Below are 25782 nucleotides of genomic sequence, written 5' to 3'. Positions count from 1 at the left end.
TCTGCACAAAGAGAAGGCCGGCTTTCGCCGGCCTTTTCGTTGATCAGGTCATGTCGACCAGATTGTCGATCTTCACGTCCGGGTTGACGTCGGCCTCGTAGTCGACGCCCTCCACGCCAAAGCCGAACAAGCGCAGGAAGTCGGCCTTGTAACCGGCCAGATCGCTGATCTCGTACAGGTTCTCGTTGGTGACCTGCGGCCACAGTGCGACCACCTTGCCCTGCACGTCCGCCGCCATTTCCTTGTAGTCGGCACGCAGGCGGCCTTCCTCATCGACCAGCGCGACGGTATGGCCCTCGCCATCGACCAGGTCGTGACGCAGGCGATCGATCGCCACGCCGTCGGCCTTGCCGCCGTAGAGGATGTCGTACAGCACATCCAACTGCTCGATGCAGCCTTCGTGCGTGCCCTTTTCCTTCATCACCTTGAACAGCAGCGACAGGTACAGCGGCATGGTCGGAATGGCCGAGCTGGCCTGGGTGACCACGGCCTTCAACACCGAGACTCGCGCGTCGCCGCCGATTTTCGCCAGCTTTTCGCGCAGGCCCAGCACCTTGGTGTCCAGGTCCTTCTTGGCGGCACCGATGGAACCGTTCCAGTAGATCGCCTGGGTGATTTCTTCGCCCACGTAGGTGAAGGCGGTGGTGGTGCAGCCGTTGGCCAGCACGCCGGCATCGGCCAGCGCGTCGATCCACATCTGCCAGTCCTCACCGCCCATCACCGCGACGGTACCGGCGATTTCTTCCGGGGTGGCCGGCTGCAGATGGGTCTCGGTCAGCACTTCCTTGTCGGTATCCAGGCCACGCAGCGTGATCGGCTCGCCGATCGGTTTCAGCGTGGAGCTGATGATTTCACCGGTCTTGGGGTGCTTGCGGCGCGGCGCCGCCAGGCTGTAGACGACCTGATCGACCTGGCCGAGATCGGCCTTGATCATTTCGATGGTCTTCGCCTTCACTTCATCGGAGAAGGCATCGCCGTTGATGCTCTTGGCGTACAGGCCGGCTTCGTCGGCGTACTTGTGGAACGCGGCCGAGTTGTACCAGCCCGCCGTGCCCGGCTTGGTTTCGCTGCCCGGACGTTCGAAGAAGATGCCCAGGGTTGCGGCGCCACTGCCGAAGGCAGCGGTGATGCGCGCGGCCAGGCCGTAGCCGGTGGAGGCGCCGATCACCAGCACGCGCTTGGGGCCGTTCTGGATCGGCGGACGCGCGCGGATGTAGTCGATCTGCTGCTTGACCGCGGCCTCGCAGCCGGTCGGGTGGGTGGTGACGCAGATGAAGCCGCGGACGCGCGGTTTGATGACCATGGATACCTCGGGTTGGCAGATGCGGCGCGCGGGGCGCTCAGCAGGAATATGGGTGCGCGCCTGCGCGCGCGAACCGCAGGATCGTAGTGCGCGGGGGAAGATTGCACAACCGACGCTGGCGTAGGGTGGTGTTTCTTTTGCGCAGGGTTGCACCCTGCACCCGCAGAGGCAACGTCAACGGCGGAAGCCGGGTTCCTGTGGGTTGGCGGGGCGGGTCCGGTTGCGGGGGACGCCGTAAACCCATCCTTGGGGGCTTGGCCGCGGCATCCATGCCGCGGACACCCCCTCAACCGGACCCACCCCGCTTTCGACAGTTCTCCGCGATCTGCCAGGACGGCGTGCGGCCCTGGTAGGTGTCGACCTTGGTCGACACGGTTGAATTCATTCGATATCTGACAGATGTGTCGACCAAGGTCGACACCTACCGACGGCCGCAGGAATCTGTCAAAGGTGGGGCGGTGTCGGAGTGCGGGGTGTCAGCCGCATGGATGCGGCTGCCAAGCCTACAAGGACGTACTTGCGGCGTCCCCGCAATCCGACACCGCCCCGCCAACCCACGGAATGCCCGCTGTTGCTGTTGCTGTTGCCTCGGCGGGTGCCGGGTGCAACCCGGCCAACAAAAAACCCCGCTTGCGCGGGGTTCTCTGTGTGCTGCGTGCAGCGGATGCTTACGGGCGACGGGCCAGGGCCTCGACGTCCTTGGCCTTCGGCAGCAGGTCCTGCTTGCTGACGCGCAGGAAACCGATCGTCAGCATCGGCACCGCCACCAGGATCGAGGACAGCACCACGATCACCGCACCGATCATGTGCGTCTCGGCCAGGCCTTCCATCGAGCTGCCGCCGTACAGGTACAGGGCCAGCGCGGACAGGAAGAACATCACCGCGGTGATCACCGTACGCGACAGCGTCTGGTTGATCGAACGGTTCAGCACTTCCATAGAGTCCACGCGCAGGCTGCGGAAGTTCTCGCGGACGCGGTCGAAGACCACGATGATGTCGTTGATCGCAAAGCCCATCACCGACAGCAGGCCGGCCAGCACGGTCAGGTCGAACTCACGGCCCAGCAGGGACACGTAAGCCACCGTCACGATCAGGTCGAACATGGCCACGATGCTGGCGGTGACCGCGAACTTCCATTCGAAGCGCACGGCGATGTAGATCAGGAAGCCGGCCAGCATGAAGATGGTGGCGTACAGGCCATTCATCGCCAGGTCCTTGCCGATCTGCGGGCCGACGAACTCGTTGCGCAGCACGGTGGCCTGGTTGTCAGCCGTGGACAGTGCCTTCACTACAGCGGCAGCGGTAGCCTTGTCTTCGGTGGCGGCAGCACCCGTGCCCGGAGCATGCTCGCCGTGCGGCGCCAGGCGGATCAGCAGGTCGGTGTTGCCACCGACGCTCTGTACCTGGGCGCCATCGAAGCCGTTCTGCTCCAGCTTGGTACGGACCTGCTCGACGTCCACCGCCTTGTCGAAGCGGGCTTCGATCAAGGTACCGCCGGTGAAGTCCAGTGCGTAGTTGAAGCCCTTGAAGCCGATGATGGCGACCGACGCCAGGAACACCACGATGGTGACCGCCATGGCGACATGGCGCCAGCGCATGAAGTCGATCTTGGTGTCGTTCGGGAGGATGTGCAGCGGAAACAGTTTCATTGTGCGTGTCGTCCCGTCAGATGGCCACGTTCTGGAGCTTCTTGCGACGGCCGTAGATCAGCGTCGCCAGCGCACGCGACACGGTGATCGCAGTGAACATGGAGGCGAAAATACCGATGATCATGGTCAGCGCGAAGCCCTTCAGCGGACCGGTACCGAATGCGAACAGCGCCACACCGACGATCAGGCCGGTCAGGTTGGCGTCGAGGATGGTGCCGGAGGCACGCTCGTAACCGGTCACGATCGCGGTCTTGCCCGGCACGCCGGCACGCAGCTCTTCACGGATACGCTCGTTGATCAGCACGTTGGCGTCCACCGACAGGCCGACCGACAACGCCAGGCCGGCGAAGCCCGGCAGGGTCATGGTCGCGCCGAACAGCGACATCACCGCCACCACGATCAGCAGGTTGAACAGCATCGCGATCGAGGTGATCACGCCGAACATGCGGTAGTAGACGCTGAAGAACACCAGGGTGAACAGGAATGCGAACACCACCGCGCGCATACCGTTCTTGACGTTCTCGGCACCCAGGCTCGGGCCGACCACGCGCTCTTCGACGAAGTCCATCGGCGCGGCCAGCGAGCCGGACTTCAGCAGCTTGGCCAGGTCCTCGGCTTCCTTCTTCTGCAGGCCGGTGGTCTGGAAGTTCTTGCCGAACACGCCGTTGATGTTGGCCACCGAGATCACTTCCTCGTTGACCTTGAAGCCACGCACTTCCTGGCCGTCGACGACGGTCACGGTCGGCACGCGCTCGGTGTAGACCACCGCCATCGGCTTGTTCACGTTGGCGCTGGTGAAGTCGAACATGCGCTGGCCGCCGACATTGTTCAGCGTCACGCTGACCGCCGGAGAGCCGCTGTTCGAATCGGTCACCGCCTGCGCGCCGACCATCTGGTCACCAGTGACGATCACGCGCTTGTTCAGCAGGACCGGACCACCGCCATCACGACGCTGGTAGACCTTCGCTTCCGGTGGGATGCGACCGGAGTTGATGGCGTCCTGTGCATTGCCGTCAACCACCGCGCGATACTCGAGGGTAGCGGTGGCGCCGATCATGCGCTTGGCTTCGGCCGTGTCCTGCACGCCCGGCAGCTGCACGACCACGCGGTCGGCACCCTGGCGCTGGATGATCGGCTCGGCCACGCCCAGCTGGTTCACGCGGTTGCGCAGGGTGTTGATGTTCTGCTCGATGGCGCCGTTGGCGATCTGGGTGATCTCGGTTTCCGGCACGGTCACCGTGATGCGATTGCCACTGACGTCGTAGCCGAGGGTCGGCTGCGCCTTGACCAGGGCAGTGCGGGCACGCTGCGCGGCGTCGTCACCGGCGGATGGGCTCAGGTTCGCCACGATGCTGTTGTCAGCACGGCGTTCCACCGACTGGTACGGAATGCGCGCGTCGCGCAGGGTGCTACGCACGTCTTCGGTGTAGGCGTCCAGGCGCTTGTCCAGGGCGGCCTTCTGGTCGACCTGCAGCACGAAGTGCACACCACCCTGCAGGTCCAGGCCCAGCACCATCGGGCGGCCGCCGAGGTTGGCCAGCCAGTCCGGCACGGTCGAGGCCAGGTTCAGGGCCACGGTGTATTTTTCGCCGACCGTATCACGCAGGGCGTCGCTGGCAGCGGACTGCGCCTTCAGGTCCGGCAGGCGGACGATCAGGCTCTCCCCTTCCTTCTCGACACCGATGGTGGTGACACCGGCCGTCTTCAGGTCGGCCAGCACACGGTCGCGCAGCGCATCGTCGATCTGCCCGCCACGGTTGGCGGTGATCTGGAGGGCCGGGTCCTTCTGGTAGATGTTGGGCAGCGCGTACAGCGCGCTGAGCGCCAGTACGATCAGGATGACGACGTACTTCCAGCGTGGAAATTCGAGCATTGCTTGGGTCCCGCGCGGCGCCATCCCCGGCGCCGCGGTTGTGCTTCGGAAAGGGAGTGGCTTACTTGGCCGAATCCAGGGTGCCGGTCGGCAGCACGCTGCCGACAGCGCCCTTCTGCACGCGGATGCGCACGTTCTCGGCCACTTCGATGGTGATGAAGTTGTCGCCGATGTCGGTGACCTTGCCGGCGATGCCACCGTTGGTCAGCACTTCGTCGCCACGCTTGATCTTCTCCAGCATGGACTTGTGCTCCTTCTGCCGCTTCATCTGCGGGCGGATCATCAGGAAGTACATGATGGCGATCAGGATGACCGGGAACAGCAGCGTGGTCAGGCCCATGCCCTGCGGTTGGCCGCCGGCGGCCTGGGCGTGGGCGGCGGGAATCAGGAAGGCAAGCAGGTTCATCGTTGGTCCTTTGGTTGGGCGGCGCTCCGGCCCTTTCACGGGCACGGGGTGTCGACCGCGGATCTGGGTCAGCCTTGAAGTATGCCACGGCCCCGGGCGTTCGTCCTTGGGCCGTTTGGCAGGGGCGTTCGGGTTACAGCGGCGGGGGTACCGCCCCGCGTGCCGCGTAGAAGGACTCACGGAAGGCCAGGAAGGTTCCCGCCTCGATGGCCGCACGGATGTCGGCCATGAGCTTTTCGTAATAGAACAGGTTGTGCAGCGTGCCCAGCATCGGTGCCAGCATCTCGTTGCAGCGGTCCAGGTGACGCAGGTAGGAACGGGTGTAGCCGCCGGTGCAGGCCACGCAGCCGCAGCCCGGCTCGATCGGGTCCATGTCGCGTGCGTACTGCGAATTACGGATGCGAACGGTGCCGAACGAGGTGAAATAGTGGCCGTTGCGGGCGTTGCGGGTGGGCATCACGCAGTCGAACATGTCCACGCCACGTGCGACACCCTCGACCAGGTCCTCCGGCCGGCCCACGCCCATCAGGTAGCGCGGGCGGTCGCCCGGCAGCTCGGGGTCCAGGTGGTCGAGCATGGCGTTGCGCTCGTGCTCCGGTTCGCCCACGGCCAAGCCGCCGATGGCGTAACCGTCGAAGCCGATCGCCTGCAGGGCCTCGGCCGAACGGCTGCGCAGGTCGGTATGCACGCCGCCCTGGACGATGCCGAACAGGGCCGCGTCGTTGCCCAGCTCGTCATGCGCGTTGCGGCTGCGCTGGGCCCAGCGCAGGCTCAGTTCCATCGAGCGGCGCGCCACATCCTCGGTGGCCGGGTACGGGGTGCACTCGTCGAAGATCATCACCACGTCCGAATCGAGCACCTTCTGGATCTTCATGCTCTCTTCCGGGCCCAGGAACACACGGGCACCGTCGGTGGGCGAGGCGAAGGTCACGCCCTGCTCGGTGATCTTGCGGCGGTGGGCCAGCGAGAACACCTGGAAGCCGCCGGAGTCGGTCAGGATCGGGCCATCCCAGCGGCAGAAGCCGTGCAGGCCGCCGTGGTCGGCGATGATGTCCAGGCCCGGGCGCAGGTACAGGTGGAAGGTGTTGCCGAGGATGATCTCGGCGCCCAGCGCACGCACCTGGTCCGGCAGGATGCCCTTGACCGAGCCATAGGTTCCCACCGGCATGAAGGCCGGCGTTTCCACCGTACCACGCGGGAAGGTCAGGCGGCCACGGCGGGCACGGCCGTCGCGGGTCTGGAGCTGGAACTGCAATCGGGACATGGAGCGGTCGTTCAGGCAAATAGTCGCCTATTGTCTCCCAAGAAGGCGTGCGCACCAAGGTGCGCACCCACAGGGGTCCCGGCGCTCCCAGGGCCCCCTACCCCGCCTGCGGGAACAGCAGCATGGCGTCGCCGTAGCTGAAGAAGCGGTAGCGCTGCTCGATCGCGTGCTGGTACGCCTCGAACACCCTTTCCTTGCCGGCGAACGCGGAGATCATCATCAACAGCGTGCTTTCCGGCAGGTGGAAGTTGGTCACCATCGCGTCGACGCTGCGGATGCGGTAGCCCGGGGTGATGAAGATCTGGGTCTCGCCGGCAAACGGCAGCAGCTCACCGTCACGCATCGCGCTTTCCAGCGCGCGCACCACGGTGGTGCCCACGCCGATCACCCGGCCGCCGGCCGCGCGCGTGCGCCGTACCTGCTGCACCAGCTCAGCGCCGACGTTCAGCCACTCGCGGTGCATCACGTGGTCCTTCAGGTCATCGGCGCGCACCGGCTGGAAGGTACCCGCACCCACATGCAGGGTGACGTGTCCGAAGTCCACGCCCTTTTCCTTCAATGCGGCCAGCAACGGCTCGTCGAAATGCAGGCCGGCGGTCGGCGCGGCCACCGCGCCCACTTCGCGCGCAAACACGGTCTGGTAGCGCTCGCGGTCGTCCACGCCCGGTTCGCGCTGGATGTACGGCGGCAGCGGCAGCCGGCCGGCATGCAGCAGCCACTGCTCCAGCGATTCCGGCACGTGGAACTGCAGCACGTAGAACTCGCCATCGCGGCCCAGCACCTCGGCTTCGCCACCGGCATCCAGCGCGATGCGGCTGCCCGCCTTCGGCGACTTGCTGGCCCCCACCTGGGCGCGGGCCTGTTGGGCGCCGAGCAGGCGCTCGATCAGGATCTCCACGCGGCCACCGCTGGCCTTCTGCCCGAACAGGCGCGCCGGGATCACCCGGGTGTCGTTGAACACCAGCAAATCGCCCGGCTGCAGCAGGGATGGCAGGTCACGCACCTGCAGGTCGGCGAAGGCATCGGGCGCCGGCGGGACCAGCAGCAGGCGGCTTGCGGAACGTTCGGCGAGGGGCGCCTGCGCGATCAGTTCAGCCGGCAGGTCGTAGTGGAAATCGGACTTCTTCAAGGCAGTGGGCGGCAACAGGTCGACAATGGCGCGCATTGTACGTCCAGCGTCTGCGAGCCGGCGCGCTTCGCGGCGAACGTCGCGCAAAATGCTGCTATGCAGCAGGTTTCTGCGGGGTTATCGCGCAAAAAAACAAGTGCTAGCATCGAGCCGGAAGTCCGCTGCACGAGCCTGCCCCCAAGCGCGCGTGATGACGCGCGTTTTGCTTTTGAAGACCCGTGCGACCCATTGTTTCAGGAGATCTGCAATGAGCTTCATCGAACGCCTCGCCCCCCTGCGCAACCAGCCCGGCAGCCGCCTCACCTCCGGTCTGGACGATGCCACCCTGACCACCCTGTCCGCCAACCACCCGCAGCTGATCGCCGCGGTGGACGCCGCCGCCGAGGAATTCGCGCGCGTGCAGGCCGACCTGGGGCCGCTGCTGGCGCAGGACGAACAGGCGCAGATCGACGCGATGCAGGACGGTTTCGTCAATTTCTACGCCGATGACGCGGTGACCCCGTACGTGGCACTGGCCGCGCGCGGCCCGTGGGTGGTCACCCTGAAGGGCGCCGTGCTGTACGACGCCGGCGGCTACGGCATGCTCGGCTTCGGGCACACCCCGGACGCCGTGCTGGAGGCGATGGCCCGCCCGCAGGTGATGGCCAACATCATGACCCCCAGCCTGTCGCAGCAGCGCTTCATCACCGCCCTGCGCGCCGAGATCGGCCACCGCCGTGGCGACTGCCCGTTCGCCCGTTTCATGTGCCTGAATTCCGGCTCCGAAGCGGTCGGCCTGGCCGCGCGCATCGCCGACGTCAACGCCAAGCTGCAGACCGACCCGGGTGCTCGCCACGCCGGCGCTGCGATCAAGCGCGTGGTGGTCAAGGGCAGCTTCCATGGCCGTACCGACCGCCCTGCCCTCTATTCGGATTCCAGCCGCAAGAGCTACATGCAGCACCTGGCCAGCTATCGCGGCGAGGACTCGGTGATCACCGTGGCGCCGTACGACGAGGCCGGCCTGCGCAAGGTATTCGAGGATGCCGCACGCAACCAGTGGTTCATCGAGGCGGTGTTCCTGGAACCGGTGATGGGCGAAGGCGACCCGGGGCGCTCGGTGCCGCCGTCGTTCTATGCCGTGGCCCGTGAACTGACTCGTGCGCATGGCAGCCTGCTGCTGCTCGACTCGATCCAGGCCGGCCTGCGCGCGCATGGCGTGCTCTCGGTGGTGGACTACCCGGGCTTCGAAGGCCTGGACCCGCCGGACATGGAAACCTATTCGAAGGCACTGAACGCCGCGCAGTACCCGCTGTCGGTGCTGGCGGTGACCGAGCATGCCGCGCAGCTGTACCGCAAGGGTATCTACGGCAACACCATGACCAGCAATCCGCGTGCGCTGGACGTGGCCTGCGCCACCCTGGCCCAGCTGACCCCGCAGGTGCGCGCCAACATCGCCGAACGCGGTGCCGAGGCCGTGCGCAAGCTGGAGCAGCTCAAGAGCGAGCTGGGCGGGCTGATCACCAAGGTGCAGGGTACCGGCCTGCTGTTCTCGTGCGAGCTGGCACCGCAGTTCAAGTGCTACGGCGCCAACTCCACCGAGGAATGGCTGCGCCAGCACGGCATCAACGTGATCCATGGTGGCGAGAACTCGCTGCGCTTCACCCCGCACTTCGGCATGGACAGCGAAGAGCTGGACCTGCTGGTGGGCTTGGTCGGCCGCGCCCTGCGTGAAGGCCCGCGCCGCGAGCAGGCCGCGGCGGCGTAAGCCCCCGCTTTTTGTAGAGCCGAAGGCAGCGGCAGGAGCCGCTGCCAACGTCGCTGGCGACGGCCCGAAGGGTGCCGGGCAGGACGACCGGCATAGCCCATGCTCGGCTGGCGCCTTTGCCGCGATCTGAACGAAGAGCAGCCGAGCGCGGCTCGGCTCTACAGAAGGCCTCTCAAGGCCTCATAATCCTTGAACACCCCGTCCCTGACCGCCCTGCGGTCGGCGACGGGGCGTTTTCGTTTCCGGCCAAGAGACAGGAAGATCCATGAAATCGATCTGTGTGTACTGTGGTTCCAACGCTGGCAGCAAGCCGGCCTATACCGAACGCGCCATTGCACTGGGCGACCGCATCGCCCGCGACGGCCTGCGCCTGGTGTATGGCGGCGGCAACGTCGGCCTGATGGGAACCGTGGCCAATGCCGTGCTCGCCGCTGGCGGCGAGGTGACCGGCGTGATCCCGCGTCAGCTGGCCGACTGGGAAGTGGCCCACCGCGGCCTGACCGAACTGGAGATCGTCGGTTCGATGCATGAGCGCAAGTCGCGCATGTTCGACCTCGCCGATGGCTTCGTCACCCTGCCCGGCGGCTTCGGCACCATGGAAGAGATCTTCGAGATGCTGACGTGGCGCCAGCTGGGCATCGGCAACAAGCCATGCGCGTTCCTCGACGTGGAAGGTTTCTACGCCCCGTTGATCGGCATGATCGACCGCATGGTGGAAGAGCGCTTCCTGCACCCGGACCAGCGCCAGGATCTGTGGTACGGCTCGGACATCGAAGCGATGCTGGAGTGGATGAAGAACTACCAGCCGGCCCAGGCTTCCAAGTGGATCGACGAGAAGCGTCGCTCCGCTCTGCGTTGAAGTGATCTGGCGCGGTGGCTCAGGCCACCGCGCGCTCCCACGGTGCCGGACGGCCCAGCAGGTAGCCCTGGCCGTAATCGCAGCCCAGTTCGCGCAGGGTCTGCCGCTGCGCCTCGGTCTCGATGCCTTCACCGATGGTCTCGATGCCCAGCGTGCGCGCCAGCGACAGTACGCCTTCGACCAGCGCGCGCGTGCTCTGCACTTCCGGTCCATGCAGGCCGGCGATGAAGCTCTGGTCGATCTTCAGCGTACTGATCGGGAAACGGTGCAGGTAGGACAGCGCGGAGAAGCCGGTACCGAAATCGTCCAGCTGCACCTGGATGCCGCGCTCGCGCAGCCCCTGCAGGATGCGCAGCGTGTGCGGGCCATCGTCCAGCAGCGCCACCTCGGTGATCTCCAGGCGCAGCCGGCGCGGATCGGCACCGCAGCTGTCGAGCAGGCCGAACAGGCGGCCACTGAATTCGGCGGAGCGGAAATGCCGGGGTGAGACGTTCACCGAGACGTAGCCTTCGCCCCCCTGCGCCAACCCTGCGATGACCTGCTCGTAGATCAGCCAGTCGACCTGTTCGATCAGGCCGCTCTCTTCACCCAGCTCCAGGAACGCGCCCGGCAGCAGCAGGCCGCGGCGCTCATGCTGCCAGCGCAGCAGCGCCTCGTGGCCCACCACCTCGCCATCGGACAGGCGCACGATCGGCTGGTAGAACGGCACGAAATCGCGGTGGTTGATCGCACGACGCAGGTCGGCCTCCAGGTCGAGGCTGCGCATGGCCTGCTCGCGCATGTCCTCGTCGAAGATCGCGCAGCGGTCATGACCCTGCGCCTTGGCCCGGTACATGGCCGCGTCGGCGTCGCGCAGCAGCTCTTCGCCGGTGCGGTAGCGCGGGTTCCACAGGGCGATGCCCAGGCTGCCGGACGGGAACAGTTCGCGCCCGGCGATCCACATCGATTCCTGCAGCGCCAGCAGCAGGCGCTGGCCAAAGTCCAGCGCCTGTGCCAGGCCCTGCGGGCATTGCAGCAGCACCGCGAATTCATCACCGCCCAGCCGCGCCACGACGTCCTCGGCGCCAGCCATCGATACAATGCGCTTGGCCACTTCCACCAGCATGCGGTCACCGGCAGCGTGGCCGATACTGTCGTTGACCAGCTTGAAGCGGTCCAGGTCGAGGAACAGCACAGCGAACACCGGCCCACCTTCACGCTTGGCCAGCGCCAGCGAATCCTGCAGGCGATCGAGCAAATGCAGGCGGTTGGGCAGGCCGGTCAGCGCATCGTGCATGGCCTGATGGGTCAGGCGTTGCTCGGCCCTCAGGCGTTCACCAATCTGCCCGAGCAACTTCTCGTTGACCTCGGCCAGCTCGCGGGTACGTTCTTCCACGCGCTTTTCCAGTTCGGCATGCGCCGAACGCAGCCGCTGCTGGTCGCGCTGACGGGCCAGGCCGGTACCGATGTTCTGTGCGACGAAGGTCAGCAGGCGCTGGTCATGCACGCTGAAAATGCTGTTCTCGCTGTAGCTCTGCACCACGATCGCGCCGACCACTTCGTCGTCGCGCAGCAGTGGTACGCCCAGCCAGCAGTGCGAACGCGCACCGGATTCACGCACTTCGCCACTGGCCAGCAGTGCATCGATCTCCGCGCGCGAGGCCAGCAGCGGGCGCCGGTTGCGCACCACGTATTCGGTCAGGCCCCGGCTGAAGGGCCGTGGCGCGCGACTGGCATTGTGCTCGTCCACCGAATACACGAAATCCAGGCCGTTGCCGGCCGGGTTGACCAGGGCGATGTAGAAATTGCGTGCGTCGAGCAGGCGCCCGACCACCCCATGCACCTGTCCGTAGAACTGGGCCAGGCTGTCGGCTGACATCGCCATCTCGGCAATGTTGTAGAGCGCGGTCTGCAGCTGTTCGGCGCGACGCCGCTCGGTTACTTCGTCCTGCAGGCTGTGGTTGGCCCGCTGCAGTTCCTGGGTACGCCGCTCTACCTGCTGCTCCAGCCGCACCTGCGCCTGGCGCCGGTCCATCGCGGTCTGCACATGCTGCGCAACGAAACCCAGCAATGCGCGCTCAGCCTCGCCATAGCGGGCCGCCTGTTCATAGCTCTGAACCACGATGGCGCCGCACACACGGCCATCGCGCAGCATCGGCACGCCCAGCCAGTCCAGGCTTTCCGGCCCACGCTGCGGGTCGTGCTCCTGTTCCATCACCTGCGCCAGCAGTTTGCGCGAGGGACCACTGAGCGGTTTGCCATGGCGCAGCAGCGCCACGGTCAGGCTGCGCGGCATCTCGCTGGCGTCATGGCTCTGCGTGGGATCGGCGACGAAGTCATCGACCTGATCGGCGAAGTACAGGAACCGGATCTGGTCGCGCACATCGTCGTATTCCACGATGTAGCAGTTCTCGGCATACATCAGCGTGCCCAGCACACCATGCACGTGGCGCAGCATCTCGGGCATTTCCAGGTCGGCACCGGCCAGGTCTGCAATCTGGAACAGGGCCTGCTGCAACCGCTCGGCCTCTTCCAGTGCCTTGATCTGGCCGGCCTGGCGGCCGCGCTGCAGCGCCAGCTCCATCGCCTGCCGGGCAACACCCCACCATGCCGGCGAAGGCACTGCGCCTTCGACCGACAACAGCAGGCGCGCACCATCATGTTCCCAGCCGTGCTGGCCATCGCCCGCGCCGGGTGCCGCCGCATCACCTCCGGCAGCCGCTGTCGGCCAGCCCCCCTGGCCACGACCGAGCTGCGGGTCGTCCCAGCCGACGCGGACCAAGGCCGTTTCCGGCAAAAGCGCATGCAACGCGCGCACCAGCGCCGTGCTCAGCACGGCCTCGTGTGGTGGCTCTTCCGCCGGTTCAGCATGCGTGGACAAATGACAATCTCTTGGCGCCGTCTGTGCGTCGCCTCCCCTGAGCCGCCGAGCATAGCGCGCCACCCGGGGGGCAATGGAAGCCCGTAAACCCCGAATCGTGCGCCCGTACGTTTTTCCTGCTGTCCGTAGCCCCTTCCGAGCCATGACCCTCGCCCTGCCCGCCCCCGCTACCGGCTATGCGCCATCGCCTGCAGGCCTTACCCTGTACGCCGTGGAAGCCAGCGCACTGCCAACCGATGAAGCCTTGATGCTGGCCTGGGCCGGTGGCGACCTGCGCGCATTCGAAAGCCTGTATGCGCGCCATCGCAAGCGCCTGTTCGGCTTCCTGCTGCGGCAACTGCGCGACAACGCGCTGGCCGAGGAGATCTTCCAGGACGTCTGGCAGCGGGTGATCAGCGCCCGCGCCGGCTGGCAGCCCGAGGCGGCGTTCAGCACCTGGTTGTTCCGCATCGCGCACAACCGCCTGAATGACCATTGGCGTGCCGCCCGTCATCGCCCCGCCGCGCCGGCCGACGCCGATCTGCGCCTGGCCGCGATCGAGGATGGGCAGACCCCGGAAGGTGAGCTTTCCGAATTCGAACAACGTCGCCGCATCCAGCTGGCGATGGAACAACTGCCGCCGGAGCAGCGCGAGGTGCTGCAACTGCGGCTGGATCAGGAACTGAGCCTGGAGGAGATCGGCCAGATCACCGGCGTAGGCCGGGAAACCGTGAAATCGCGGCTGCGCTATGCGATGGACAAGCTGCGTGCGGGATTGAACGCATGAACCGAGACGAACCGCTGACGCCGGAAGAACGCGAGCTGGCCCGGCTGCTCGGCCGTCGCGCCGAGCAGGCACCGCCCGCCGCACTGGACGCCGCCATCCTGGCCGCGGCCCGCGCTGCCGTGGACGCTCCGGCTGCCGATGCGGTCGCCTCTCCCGAGGCGCCGCGCACGCAGCGCACACGCCCGCGTTGGCCGGCGGTGTTCGGCATCGCCGCCTCGATGGTGTTCGCCATTGGCATCGCCTGGCAGCTGCGTCCGGAACCGCCGCCGGTTCCGGCCGGTGAGGCCGCTGTTGCTGCGGCACCGGCTGCGGCAGAAGACGTTGCGGCTGCCGATCAGGCCGCTGACAGCAGTGCAGCCGACAGCGCGGTGGCGGCTGCGGAACCGGCCGCTGCGCCCGCAGCGCCCGAGGCAGGCCCTGTTGCCGCTGCCCCGGCACCGGCACCGGCCATCGCGCGCACGCGCAAGCCTGCGCCGGCCGAGACCGCTGAAGCGCCGGCCCAGGCTGCACGATCGATGGCTGCAGATGCGGTCGCCGATACCTCCTTTGCGGCCCTTCCGCCCGCTCCGGCCGCAGCGCCGCCTGCGCCACCGGCCCCCGCCGCCTACTCGGCACCGGCACCGGCATTCGCGCCGGCAGCGTCCGGGGCGCTGAAAGCACGCACGGCCGCAGCACCGGCAGCCAATGCCGCCGAAGTCGAGCGGGCGCAGGCGCTGGACCGGGTAGAAATCACCTCGATGAAGCGTGAGGCTCCCAGCCGTTCCGCACCAGGCATCATGCGCCGCGGCAGCGATGCGGGCCTGAGCGCGGACGCCGTGCAGGCCGAGGTGGACGCCGACGCACGACTGCCGCGTCGGCAGTGGCTGCAGAAAATCCGCACACGACGCGACGACGGCCAGCGTGATCTGGCCCGTGCCAGCCTGGAGCGTTACATGCAGCAGTACCCGGAAGCGCGCCTGCCACGCGACCTGCGCCCACTGCTGGACGACTGAAGCGGACGGGAATACCCGGCAACCCCGTAGAATGGCGGGAATGCTCGATACTCTCGCCCAGCCGGTCAGCCACACGCTGGAAGTCAAACACAGCCGTTTCATCGCCCAGGCCGCGCCGATCGACGGCGCCGCAGCGGCCATGGCGTTCCTGCAGCAGGTCGCGGTGGCCGATGCCACCCACAACTGCTGGGCCTACCGGCACGGGCAGGACTATCGCTCCAGCGACGATGGCGAGCCGGCCGGCACGGCTGGACGTCCGATCCTGGCGGCGATCGACGGCCAGGGTTTCGACCGGGTGATGGTGGTGGTGACCCGCTGGTTCGGCGGTATCAAGCTCGGCGCCGGTGGCCTTGTACGCGCCTACGGTGGCGCCGCCGCCGAGTGCCTGCGTACCGCGCCGCGCCTGCCGCTGGTAGCGATGGCCCGGCTGCAGCTGCTGGCCGGCTTCGAGGACCTGGGTACCCTGCACGCCACCCTGCCCGCCTTCGGCGCCGAAAAGCGAGATGAACAGTTCGACGCCAACGGCGTGTGCCTGCGGATCGAATTGCCTGCCGATCAGGTCGACGCATTGAAAATCCGCCTGCGCGACGCCACCCGTGACCGTATCCGCATAGAAGACGACGACCAGGATGACTGACAAGGACGACGCCCCCGCTTCGACCCCGCCGCTGCGGCGCCTCGGCAGCCTGCGCACGTTGTGGCCATTCGTGCGCCGCCATAGCGGGCTGTTCACCGCCTGGCTGCTGGCCCTGGCGGTGTCTTCGGCCGCCACGCTGAGCCTGCCTCCGGCGGTGAAGCAGATGATCGATCATGGTTTCAGCAGTGGCGGTCAGATCAACCGCGCCTTCGCCCTGCTGATGCTGGTGGCGGTCGTGATGGCGTTGGGCACGGCCGCGCGTTTCTACTTCGTGTCGCTGCTCGGCGAAAAAGTCGTTGCCGACCTGCGCAGCCAGCTGTATGCCCACCTGATCCAGCTGGGCGCCGGCTTCCACGACCGCAGCCGCAGCGGCGAACTGGTCTCGCGCCTGACCGCGGACACCGAACTGCTGCGCAGCGTGGTCGGCTCGACCATGTCCGTAGCATTGCGCAGCACGGTCACTGTCATCGGCAGCCTGGCGATGCTGTTCGTCACCAGCCCGCGGCTGGCCGCATGGTCGCTGCTCGGCATTCCACTGGCGGTGCTGCCCATCATCATCGGTGCGCGCAAGCTGCGCACGGTCGCACGCAACAGCCAGGACCGCATCGCCGATGCCAACAGCCTGGCCAGCGAGACGCTGGGCGCGGTGCGCACGGTGCAGGCACATGCACGCGAGCCATACGAACGCGGTCGCTTCGACAAGGCGCTCGGTGATGCCATCGGCGCCGCCCGCCGCCGGATCGGTGCACAGTCGCTGGTCACCGCCAGCGCCATCCTGCTGGTGTTCGGCGCCATCGTCGGTGTGCTGTGGCTGGGCGCGCACGACGTCATCGACGGCCGCCTCAGCGCCGGCACGTTGGGCCAGTTCGTGCTGTATGCATTGATCGGCGGCGGTTCGGTGGGCGCGCTGGCCGAAGTATGGAACGAGCTACAGCGCGCGGCCGGCGGCATGGGCCGCATCGGCGAACTGTTGCAGGAAGACATCGAGATCCGCGCGCCGGCCCAGCCGCATGCGCTGCCGCAACCGCTGCGTGGCGAGATCCGGTTCGACGACGTGGTGTTCCACTACCCGCAGCGACCGGACCAGGCCGCACTGGACCACTTCAACCTGCACGTGCGCCCGGGCGAGACCGTGGCGCTGGTGGGTCCGTCAGGGGCGGGCAAGAGCACGGTGCTTTCGATGCTGCTGCGCTTCCATGACCCGGCCAGCGGCCGCATCGACGTGGACGGCATCGACGTGCGCCAGGTCGACCCGGCCGAGCTGCGTGCGCAGCTGGCGCTGGTGCCACAGCAGCCTACGCTGTTCGCGGCCAGTGCACGCGACAACATCCGCTATGGCCGCCTGCAGGCCAGCGACGCCGAGGTCGAGGATGCCGCACGAGCGGCCGAGGCCGACGGTTTCCTGCGCGCGTTGCCGCAGGGCTATGACAGCGAGCTGGGTGAGCGCGGTGCCCGCCTGTCCGGTGGCCAGCAGCAGCGTGTGGCGATTGCCCGTGCGCTGCTGAAGGATGCGCCGATCCTGCTGCTGGATGAAGCCACCAGCGCGCTGGATGCACAGAGCGAACACAGCGTGCAGCAGGCGCTGGAGCGCCTGATGGCGGGCCGCACCACGCTGGTCATCGCCCACCGCCTGGCCACCGTGCTCAAGGCCGACCGCATCGTGGTGATGGACCAGGGCCGCATCGTCGCCGAGGGCACGCACGCACAGCTGCTGGCCGAAGACGGACTGTACGCTGAACTGGCACGCCTGCAGTTCATCGATTGATGACGTCCGGCTAACATCGGCGCGGCCAAGCTGGCCGCGCAACTGCAGCATCCGCTGAAGGAGGTGCACGATGTCGTTCCGTCAGTTCCCCGCCGTCGACAGCAACGGCGAAAGTCACATCATCATCGAGTTCAAGCCCGAGGCGAATGGCAGCGGGCACCATTCCGAAGCCACGCCGCGCTACGAGCTGGATGATGGGCGGCCGCTGGTGCGCGATGGCCGCGAGTTCACCACCAGTGGCGGCGAGTTGAGGTTGACGATTTGAGGTTCGCCGGGCATGGCCCGGCGCTACCGGATTTCATTCCGTCCTGCTCTGGTGGGTGTCGACCTTGGTCGACATGCCTTTTGCCTCTGGTAGGTGTCGACCTTCGTCGACACCCTTTTTGCCAAAGGCGGTCGAGCATGGCTCGACGCTACAAAAAAGCATGGTCAATTTTTCACCAAGCATCTTGACAGCCTTGGCTGCCAAGGGCTGCGCGCGGTTATCCACACCTTTGCTCAGAAACCATCCACACCGCCTGTGGATGAATGTGCTCAACCCAGCACCCGCCCAATGCCGCTGGCGTCCACCTCAGCCGCCGCCGTTGCGATCGCAACCGGGTCGCTGCCCGCCACGAATCCGATACGGAAATGCACTTCGCCGCCGGGCGTACGCGAAGAATGGATCGAGGCCAGGCTGATGCGGTGCTGCTCGAACACGTTCAGCAGCTCACGCAGCGAGCCCGGCCGGTCTTCCGGCAGGTGCACCGACAACGCATTGCGCTCGGTCAGGTCAGCCAGCAGATAACCCACCCGTTCGAATGTGTAATTGCCGTCCGCAAGCGCCTGCTCGCCGAAGGCAGTGCGATTGGCCGACAGCAGCTGCTCCCGGAATGCAGCACGTGCACCGTCGTCACCCTGACCGACCTGCGCCTGCAGGGACTGCAGCTGGCCGACCAGCCGCTCCAGCATCGGCGCTACGTATGGGTTGCCGAACTGGATGTCTTCGTAGATCGCCGGGTTGAGCGAGAGGATGCGCGAGATGATCGCCGTATCCAGCTCGAACGATGCCGACCGGTACGGCATCATCGCGGCCAGATCGCCCAGCTGCGGCTGGTACTGGCGCAGCACGCCGGCCTGGGCCAGGTGAGTGGCATGCACCATCGCCTGTACCAGCGCCATCATCTGGTCGTGGTGCTGCGGCGTGGCGCGCACGCACTCAGCCTGCAACGCCGTGCACAGCGTCTCGACCCACGGCTGCCAGTGCTGCAGCCGCGCTTCGCAGACCACCATCACCCGGCCCTTCAGGGTCGGCGCCTTGGGCGGAGCGGTCATCGGGTGCAGGCCGACCACTTCGGCTTGAGAGGCCAACATCGCCTGGACCGGCGCTTCCTTTACCGAGGTCACGTCCAGCCACAGCCGGTCCTGCTCGCGGCCGGCCGACTGCTGCACGTACTCGGCAATCAGAGCCGGCGTATGCCGGATCGGTGCCGAGAACACCAGCACGTCGGCCTGCGCCAGCAGCTGTTGCGGCGTATGCGAGTCCGGATCGGCCGGATCGTGGCCGATCACCTGCAGCTGCATGTGCTGCTGGAAGAAGCGGGTCAGCCAGCGCCCGTAGGCGCCGGCACTGCCGATGATGCCGACCGTGCGCGGCGTACGTTCGAGCAGGCCGCTCATGCCACGCGTTCGGCGCGGAAGCGCGACCCTTCGGCCAGCGCGGCAGGCGCTGCCGCGATCATGTCGAACTCTTCGAAGCCGTTGTCCAGGGTCGCCTCCAGCGCCGCGTGGGTGCCCGCAATCGCACGCGAGATCGCCTGCTGCATCGATTCGCCGCGCAGCAGGAACGACACCACCAGCGACATCAGCACGTCGCCGGTACCGGCCACGTCCACCGGCAGCAGGGGCGAGGTCCAGCGCCAGGTCTCCTCGCGGCCGACCGCCAGGGTCACCAGTTCACCCGGGTTGCCGCCCACGCTGTGCGCGATCACCCAGTGCGGGCCACGGTCCAGCAGCGTGCGTGCGGCGGCGATGGCATCGGCCTCGGCGAGTGCTGGCATGCCGGTCAGGCGATTCAATTCAAAGGCGTTCGGGGTCACCAGCCAGGCATGCGGCAACAACCGCTCTGCGAAGATCGCTTCCAGGCCCGGTTCCACGTAGGGGCCGGTGTGAGTATCACCGATCACCGGATCCAGGCAGTAACGCAGCTGCGGGCAGGCCGGCAGGATGTCGTCCAGCCAGTCGGCGAAGGCAGCACCGTTGGCCGTGCTGCCAAAGTAGCCGGAGACGAGCATCTTCGCCCGCTGCGGCAGGCCGCGCTCGTGGGTGCCCAGCAGCAGGTCGGCGAACCAGTCGGCGGGCAGCACACGGCCGCGGGTGGTGTCGTAGAACGGCGCATTGCTCAGCAACACGGTCGGGATCTCCGCCACGCGCACGCCAAGTGCGCGCATCGGCGGTACCGCGGCGCTGTTGCCGGCATGGCCGTAGACAAGTTGCGACTGGACCGAGATGACATCGATCGGCGACGGGCCGTCGGGCCGCTGGCGGCGGCCGTGGACCAGGTGGTTATCAAGGGATTCGCTCATGGCCGCATTCTACGCTCAAGGGGGTTTTCGGCAGGGCTTGCAGCCCTGCACCTGCCAAAGCTTCAAGCAACGGCAAAGGCAAAAGCCAAAGCGAGCTATCCGTGGGATGGCGGGGCGGTGTCGGAGTGCGGGGACGCCGTGAACCCGTCCATGGGGGCTTGGCCGCGGCATCCATGCCGCGGACACCCCGCACTCCGACACCGCCCCACCTTCGACAGGTTCACGCGGCTGTTGGTAACTGCGGCTGTTGTGCCGCACGGCTGTTGGTAGGTGTCGACCTTGGTCGACACATCTGTCAGACATCGAATGAATTCATCCACGCATGGCATGGATCTACCGTGTCGACCAAGGTCGACACCTACCAGAGCAGTAAGCCGTTCCGGCAGATCACGGAAAACTGTCGAAGGCGGGGTGGGTCCGGTTGCAGGGGTGTCCGCGGCATGGATGCCGCGGCCAAGCCCCCAGGGATGGGTTTACGGCGTCCCCTGCAACCGGACCCACCCCGCCAACCCACGGATAGCCCGCTTCTGCTGTTGACGTTGCCTCTGCAGGTGCAGGGCTGCAAGCCCTGCAAACCCACCCCCCCTCAGTGAGCAGCAGGCCGAGATGGCGGCAGCCATGCCGCCACGATGCCCAGCAGCGGCAGGAACGCGGTCAGCTGGTAGACGTACTCAATGCTGGTCTTGTCCGCCAGTAGGCCCAGCACGGCAGCACCCAGTCCACCCATGCCGAAGGCGAAGCCGAAGAACAGGCCGGACACCATGCCGATGCGGTGCGGCATCATCTCCTGCGCATACACCACGATCGCCGAGAACGCCGACGACAACACGAAACCGATCAGCACCGCCAGCACCGTGGTCCACAACAGATCGGCATGCGGCAGCATCAGTGCGAACGGCGCCACGCCGAGGATCGAGGTCCAGATGATCGGCTTGCGGCCGATGCGGTCACCCAGCGGGCCGCCAAGGAAGCCGCCGGCGGCGGACGCCACCAGGAACGCGAACAGGTGCAGCTGCGCCTGTGCCACCGGAATGCCGAAGTGGTGGATCAGGTAGAAGGTGAAGTAGCTGCCGATGCTGGCCATGTAGAAGTATTTGCTGAAGATCAGCACCAGCAGGATCGCCAGCACCTTGGCCACGGTGCGCGACGGATGCCGCGGGGCCATCGACGCGGTGCTGGCCGGACGCGGGGTGCCCAGGTGCAGCGCATACCAGCGGCCGACATAGGTCAGCAACGCGATGCCGATCAGGGCGGCGCCGGCAAACCATGATGCGGCATGCTGGCCATACGGCACGATCACCGCCGCGGCAATCAGCGGGCCCAGCGCGGTACCGAAGTTGCCGCCGACCTGGAACACCGACTGTGCAAAACCATGTCGACCGCCCGAGGCCAGCCGCGCGATGCGCGAGGCTTCCGGATGGAAGATGGCCGAACCAATGCCGACCATCGCCGCCGCCATCAGCACCACCGCGTAGTTCGGTGCGAAGCCCAGCAGCAGCATGCCGCACAGGGTCGAGGCCATGCCGATCGGCAGCGAGTACGGCGCCGGGCGGCGGTCGGTGGCCATGCCGATCAAGGGCTGGAAGATCGAGGCGGTGAGCTGGTAGGTCAGCGTGATCAGGCCGATCTGGGTGAAGCTCAGGTTGAAGCCGCCCTTGATCACCGGATAGATGGCCAGGATCAGCGACTGCATCATGTCGTTGACGACATGCGAGGTGGAAATGGCGGCCAGCACGCCGGGGGCCACCGGGCGTGAGGTCGTTGCAGGAGAAGCCAGGGTTGACATGGACACAGTCAGGTTGGGGGCGAGCCACGCATGCTACGGTGACCTCCCCCTCCCTTCTGCCGCGTTCGGGTCATGGCATATCGCAAAAAGGACACCCCCTGCCCGGTCCGCGAGACTGCGCCGTGGAACGAGGTTCCGGTGCACCGCCCAGTGACCTGCCGCGCCCGCCACTACAAGCCCGGCACCCACATCGCGCCCCACCGGCACCGCCGTCACCAGCTGGTGTTCGCCATGTCCGGACTGATGGTGGTGCGTGCGGACGGCGGCCGCTGGGTGGTGCCTTCGACCCGCGCGATCTGGGTGCCGGCCGGCATGGCGCACGCGGTGGACTGCATCGCCGAGGTACACATGCGCAGCCTGTACGTGGAGCCGGACTTCGCGCCGCAGCTGCCGGACGAGGCATTTGCGGTACAGGTAGCGCCGCTGCTGCGCGAGCTGCTGCTGGCCGCCAGCCTGATCGAGACCGCGCATGTGGACGACAGCCGCGACGGCCGCCTGGTGCGCCTGCTGCTGGACGAGCTGCACCGCATGGACGTGCTGCCGCTGCACCTGCCCTCCCCCACCGACCCGCGCCTGCAGCGGATCTGCCAGCACATCCAGAAGCATCCCGGCGACGACGCCACCCTGCAGGACTGGGCACAGGCGCTGGAGGTGGACGTGAAAACCATCCAGCGTCATTTCGCCAGCGAACTGGGCATGACGTTCGGCCAGTGGCGACAACAGGCGCGGCTGCTGGCCGCGATGGAACGGCTGGCGGTCGGCGACAAGGTCATCGATGTCGCGCTGGCGATGGGTTACGACAGCCCAAGCGCGTTCACCAGCATGTTCAAGCGGCAGCTGGGGCAGACACCGGCGGCGTTTTTCCGCTGACCGCAAACGAAAACGCCGGGCATGGCCCGGCGCTACCGTTCAACGCTTGGGTTGAAAACTCAGGACGTCATCCGGTCCCAGAAGCCCTTCACGCCATCCATGAAGGTGGCCGACTTCGGCGAATGCTTGCGCGCTTCCTCGCCGACGAAGGTGGCCTCGAACTGCTCCAGCAGCTTGCGCTGCTCGTTGGTGAGGTTGACCGGGGTCTCCACCACCACACGGCAGTACAGGTCACCTTCGCTGCGGCTGCGCACCGAGCGCACGCCCTTGCCGCGCAGGCGGAACAGCTTGCCGGTCTGGGTCTCGGCCGGGATGCGGATCTCCGCCTCGCCGCCCAGCGTGGCCACGCGCACGGTGTCGCCCAGTGCGGCCTGCGAGATGCGGATCGGCACTTCGCAGTGCAGGTCGTCGCCATCGCGCTGGAAGATCGCATGCTCACGCACGCGCACTTCCACGTACAGGTCACCCGGCGGCGTACCGGCCGGGCCGGCTTCGCCCTCGCCCTGCAGGCGGATGCGATCACCGGTATCGACGCCGGCCGGCACCTTCACCGACAGCACCTTGTCTTCCTCGACACGGCCATTGCCGTGGCAGGTCTTGCAGGGCTTGGCGATGATCTGGCCACGGCCGCCGCAGTTGTGGCAGGCCTGCTGCATGGCGAAGATGCCGCGCTGGATGCGCACCTGGCCACGGCCATGGCAGACGTTGCAGGTCTCGACCTTGCCGTCTTCCGAGCCACTGCCATCGCAGTCGCCACACTCGGCCAGGGTCGGGATCTCGATCCGGCGCTCGACGCCGCGCACGGCTTCTTCCAGGTCCAGCTCCATCACGTAGCCGATGTCGGCACCGCGACGGGCCTGGCGCGGACCACCGCCGCCGCCACCAAAGATGTTGCCGAAGATATCGCCGAAGATATCGTTCATGTCCGGGCCGCCCGGACCGCCGCCGCCACCCATGCCGTGCTCGAACGCGGCATGGCCGTGGCTGTCGTACATGCGGCGCTTGTTGCCGTCGGACAGCACTTCGTAGGCTTCCTTGCACTCCTTGAAGGAGGCTTCGGCCGCCGCATCACCCGGGTTGCGGTCCGGGTGGAACTTCATCGCGCAGCGACGGTAGGCCTTCTTCAGCTCGTCGTCGGTGGCGGTGCGGGCAACGCCCAGCACTTCGTAGTAATCGCGCTTGCTCATATCGTGAATCGGGTTCCGGAAAGTCGGGATTCGTCAAAGCGGAAGAGCGGAACCAGGTCCGCTCTTGCGTCGGGCGCCCCGACACGCCGGTGGGCGGTCAGGACCCTGATGCGACAACGGGACGCTGGTGGCCAGCGTCCCGTGTCGGTCCGGATCAGGACTTCTTGTCGTCCTTGACTTCGGTGAACTCGGCGTCGACCACGTCATCCTGCGCCTTGCCTGCATTGCCGGCGTCGGCACCCGGGGCAGCACCGCCCTGGTCGGCCGAAGCGGCAGCGAACAGCGACTGACCGGCTTCTTCCAGCACCTTCGACTTGGCTTCGATCTGTGCCTTGTCGTCACCCTTCATCGCGGTTTCCAGGTCGGCCAGTGCCGCCTCGACCTTGCCGATCACTTCGCCGCCGACCTTGCTGCCGTGCTCGGTGATGGCGCTGCGGGTGCCGTGGATCAGGGCGTCGGCCTGGTTGCGGGCCTGCACCAGTTCCTGGAACTTCTTGTCTTCTTCGCGGTTGGCTTCCGCGTCAGCGACCATGCGCGCGATCTCTTCCTCGGACAGGCCCGAACCGGCCTTGATCTCGACCTTCTGTTCCTTGTTGGTCTTCTTGTCCTTGGCCGACACGTGCAGGATGCCGTTGGCGTCGATGTCGAAGGACACTTCCACCTGCGGCAGGCCGCGCGGGGCCGGCTCGATGCCGGACAGGTCGAACTTGGCCAGCGACTTGTTGAAGCGGGCCTGTTCGCGCTCACCCTGCAGCACGTGCACGGTCACGGCCGACTGGTTGTCCTCGGCGGTGGAGAACACCTGCGAGGCCTTGGTCGGGATGGTGGTGTTCTTCTCGATGATCTTGGTGAACACGCCGCCCATGGTCTCGATGCCCAGCGACAGCGGGGTCACGTCCAGCAGCAGCACGTCCTTGACGTCGCCACCCAGCACGCCGCCCTGGATCGCAGCACCCAGTGCCACGGCTTCGTCCGGGTTGACGTCCTTGCGCGGTTCCTTGCCGAAGAACTCGGTCACCGCCTGCTGCACCTTCGGCATGCGGGTCTGGCCACCGACCAGGATCACTTCGCTGATGTCGCTCGAACGCAGGCCGGCATCGTTCAGGGCGACGCGGCACGGCTCGATCGACTTCTTGATCAGGTCTTCCACCAGCGCTTCCAGCTTGGCGCGGGTCAGCTTGATGTTCAGGTGCTTCGGACCCGAGGCGTCAGCGGTGACGTACGGCAGGTTCACTTCGGTCTGCTGGGCGCTGGACAGCTCGATCTTGGCGCGCTCGGCAGCATCCTTCAGGCGCTGCAGGGCCAGCGGATCCTTGCGCAGGTCGATGCCCTGGTCCTTGTTGAACTCTTCAACCAGGTACTCGATGACGCGGTTGTCGAAGTCTTCGCCGCCCAGGAAGGTGTCGCCGTTGGTGGCCAGCACTTCGAACTGCTTTTCGCCGTCGACGTTGGCGATCTCGATCACCGAGACGTCGAAGGTGCCGCCGCCCAGGTCGTACACCACGATCTTGCGATCCTTGTTGTCGCCCTTGTCCAGGCCATAGGCCAGCGCGGCCGCGGTCGGCTCGTTGATGATGCGCTTGACGTCCAGACCGGCAATGCGGCCGGCGTCCTTGGTCGCCTGGCGCTGGCTGTCGTTGAAGTAGGCCGGCACGGTGATGACCGCTTCGGTGACCTTCTCACCGAGGAAGTCCTCGGCGGTCTTCTTCATCTTTTCCAGCACCTTGGCCGAGATTTCCTGCGGGGCCATCTTCTTGCCGTCGCTGGTCGACACCCAGGCATCGCCATTGTCATGGGCGAGGATGCCGTACGGGACGTGGGCGATGTCCTTCTGCACTTCGGCGTCGGTGAACTTGCGGCCGATCAGGCGCTTCACCGCGTAGAAGGTGTTCTTCGGGTTGGTCACGGCCTGGCGCTTGGCCGAGGCGCCGACCAGGACTTCGCCGTCCTTGGTGTAGGCGACGATCGACGGGGTGGTGCGATCGCCTTCCGAATTCTCGATGACGCGGGCCTTGCCGCCGTCCATGATCGCCACGCACGAGTTGGTGGTGCCGAGGTCGATACCAATGATCTTGCCCATGGGGGAGACTCCTGAGGATGCTTGTTGGGGTCAGTCCGGCCGCTCGGC

At 66.7% G+C, this 25782-nt stretch carries 20 protein-coding genes; 8 read left to right on the top strand and 12 right to left on the bottom strand.

The genetic code is table 11. The annotated features are described in order from the left end of the window. Nucleotides 1-43: 43 nt before the first annotated feature. From fabV to queA, 6 genes are all read right to left on the bottom strand, one after another. On the bottom strand, nucleotides 44-1303 hold the full coding sequence (gene fabV, locus ACW5IY_RS09315; protein WP_043403212.1) for an enoyl-ACP reductase FabV: 1260 nt from the start codon (nucleotides 1301-1303) through the stop codon (nucleotides 44-46). A gap of 668 nt (nucleotides 1304-1971) precedes the next feature. Beyond that, nucleotides 1972-2952 (bottom strand): protein translocase subunit SecF, encoded by a 981-nt coding sequence (secF, locus tag ACW5IY_RS09310; protein ID WP_049437255.1) that lies wholly within the window; start codon nucleotides 2950-2952, stop codon nucleotides 1972-1974. Between the two features lie 16 nt (nucleotides 2953-2968). Further along, nucleotides 2969-4825, bottom strand: a complete 1857-nt coding sequence (gene secD, locus ACW5IY_RS09305; RefSeq protein WP_049437257.1) for a protein translocase subunit SecD — start codon at nucleotides 4823-4825, stop codon at nucleotides 2969-2971. Nucleotides 4826-4886: 61 nt separating this feature from the next. Further along, on the bottom strand, nucleotides 4887-5231 hold the full coding sequence (gene yajC / locus ACW5IY_RS09300) for a preprotein translocase subunit YajC (RefSeq protein WP_046430173.1): 345 nt from the start codon (nucleotides 5229-5231) through the stop codon (nucleotides 4887-4889). 133 nt (nucleotides 5232-5364) lie between these two features. Next, nucleotides 5365-6495 carry a tRNA guanosine(34) transglycosylase Tgt gene (tgt, locus tag ACW5IY_RS09295; protein ID WP_049437258.1) on the bottom strand — a complete coding sequence of 377 codons (1131 nt, stop codon included), beginning with the start codon at nucleotides 6493-6495 and terminating at the stop codon, nucleotides 5365-5367. Nucleotides 6496-6592: 97 nt separating this feature from the next. Further along, nucleotides 6593-7660 carry a tRNA preQ1(34) S-adenosylmethionine ribosyltransferase-isomerase QueA gene (gene queA / locus ACW5IY_RS09290; RefSeq protein WP_049437259.1) on the bottom strand — a complete coding sequence of 356 codons (1068 nt, stop codon included), beginning with the start codon at nucleotides 7658-7660 and terminating at the stop codon, nucleotides 6593-6595. Nucleotides 7661-7871: 211 nt separating this feature from the next. Here queA and ACW5IY_RS09285 point away from each other — a divergent pair, with 211 nt between their 5' ends. Further along, entirely contained in the window at nucleotides 7872-9368 is a 1497-nt protein-coding gene (locus ACW5IY_RS09285; RefSeq protein ID WP_049486967.1) for an aminotransferase class III-fold pyridoxal phosphate-dependent enzyme, read from the top strand. Between the two features lie 265 nt (nucleotides 9369-9633). Then, complete coding sequence (locus ACW5IY_RS09280; RefSeq protein ID WP_049437262.1) at nucleotides 9634-10227, top strand: LOG family protein; 594 nt, start codon at nucleotides 9634-9636, stop codon at nucleotides 10225-10227. Nucleotides 10228-10246: 19 nt separating this feature from the next. Here ACW5IY_RS09280 and ACW5IY_RS09275 read toward each other — a convergent pair whose 3' ends face one another. After that, a complete protein-coding gene (locus ACW5IY_RS09275; RefSeq protein ID WP_049437264.1) occupies nucleotides 10247-13087 on the bottom strand; it encodes an EAL domain-containing protein in 2841 nt (946 codons plus the stop codon). A gap of 247 nt (nucleotides 13088-13334) precedes the next feature. Here ACW5IY_RS09275 and ACW5IY_RS09270 point away from each other — a divergent pair, with 247 nt between their 5' ends. The 5 genes from ACW5IY_RS09270 to ACW5IY_RS09250 all read left to right on the top strand — a co-directional run bounded on the left by ACW5IY_RS09270 (nucleotide 13335) and on the right by ACW5IY_RS09250 (nucleotide 17512). Beyond that, complete coding sequence (locus ACW5IY_RS09270; RefSeq protein ID WP_229301621.1) at nucleotides 13335-13853, top strand: RNA polymerase sigma factor; 519 nt, start codon at nucleotides 13335-13337, stop codon at nucleotides 13851-13853. Next, complete coding sequence (locus tag ACW5IY_RS09265) at nucleotides 13850-14845, top strand: hypothetical protein (RefSeq protein ID WP_049437265.1); 996 nt, start codon at nucleotides 13850-13852, stop codon at nucleotides 14843-14845. The genes ACW5IY_RS09270 and ACW5IY_RS09265 overlap by 4 nt, the downstream gene beginning before the upstream one ends. 40 nt (nucleotides 14846-14885) lie before the next feature. Continuing rightward, on the top strand, nucleotides 14886-15482 hold the full coding sequence (locus ACW5IY_RS09260; protein ID WP_049437266.1) for an IMPACT family protein: 597 nt from the start codon (nucleotides 14886-14888) through the stop codon (nucleotides 15480-15482). Beyond that, nucleotides 15475-17247 (top strand): ABC transporter transmembrane domain-containing protein, encoded by a 1773-nt coding sequence (locus tag ACW5IY_RS09255; RefSeq protein ID WP_010484484.1) that lies wholly within the window; start codon nucleotides 15475-15477, stop codon nucleotides 17245-17247. Before ACW5IY_RS09260 ends, ACW5IY_RS09255 begins: the two co-directional genes overlap by 8 nt. Before the next feature lie 70 nt (nucleotides 17248-17317). After that, complete coding sequence (locus ACW5IY_RS09250) at nucleotides 17318-17512, top strand: hypothetical protein (protein ID WP_005409247.1); 195 nt, start codon at nucleotides 17318-17320, stop codon at nucleotides 17510-17512. A 269-nt stretch (nucleotides 17513-17781) separates the two neighbouring features. Here the strand turns inward: ACW5IY_RS09250 and ACW5IY_RS09245 are convergent, their stop codons facing one another. The 3 genes from ACW5IY_RS09245 to ACW5IY_RS09235 all read right to left on the bottom strand — a co-directional run bounded on the left by ACW5IY_RS09245 (nucleotide 17782) and on the right by ACW5IY_RS09235 (nucleotide 21597). Continuing rightward, on the bottom strand, nucleotides 17782-18906 hold the full coding sequence (locus ACW5IY_RS09245) for a prephenate dehydrogenase (RefSeq protein ID WP_049437268.1): 1125 nt from the start codon (nucleotides 18904-18906) through the stop codon (nucleotides 17782-17784). Further along, nucleotides 18903-19811, bottom strand: coding sequence for a pyridoxal kinase (pdxY, locus tag ACW5IY_RS09240; protein WP_049437270.1), 909 nt, complete (start codon nucleotides 19809-19811; stop codon nucleotides 18903-18905). Before pdxY ends, ACW5IY_RS09245 begins: the two co-directional genes overlap by 4 nt. A 586-nt stretch (nucleotides 19812-20397) precedes the next feature. Then, nucleotides 20398-21597: an MFS transporter gene (locus tag ACW5IY_RS09235; protein WP_014036855.1), complete on the bottom strand. Its 1200-nt coding sequence runs from the start codon at nucleotides 21595-21597 to the stop codon at nucleotides 20398-20400. A gap of 72 nt (nucleotides 21598-21669) precedes the next feature. Here ACW5IY_RS09235 and ACW5IY_RS09230 point away from each other — a divergent pair, with 72 nt between their 5' ends. Further along, nucleotides 21670-22467, top strand: coding sequence for an AraC family transcriptional regulator (locus ACW5IY_RS09230; RefSeq protein WP_049434942.1), 798 nt, complete (start codon nucleotides 21670-21672; stop codon nucleotides 22465-22467). Nucleotides 22468-22526: 59 nt separating this feature from the next. Here ACW5IY_RS09230 and dnaJ read toward each other — a convergent pair whose 3' ends face one another. Then, nucleotides 22527-23654 (bottom strand): molecular chaperone DnaJ, encoded by a 1128-nt coding sequence (gene dnaJ, locus ACW5IY_RS09225; protein ID WP_049434941.1) that lies wholly within the window; start codon nucleotides 23652-23654, stop codon nucleotides 22527-22529. 154 nt (nucleotides 23655-23808) lie between these two features. Continuing rightward, nucleotides 23809-25734, bottom strand: a complete 1926-nt coding sequence (dnaK, locus tag ACW5IY_RS09220; RefSeq protein ID WP_049434940.1) for a molecular chaperone DnaK — start codon at nucleotides 25732-25734, stop codon at nucleotides 23809-23811. Between the last annotated feature and the right edge of the window lie 48 nt (nucleotides 25735-25782).

The sequence above is a fragment of the Stenotrophomonas sp. C-A genome, from assembly GCF_054030835.1.
This window is presented reverse-complemented; position numbering and strand designations above follow the sequence as displayed.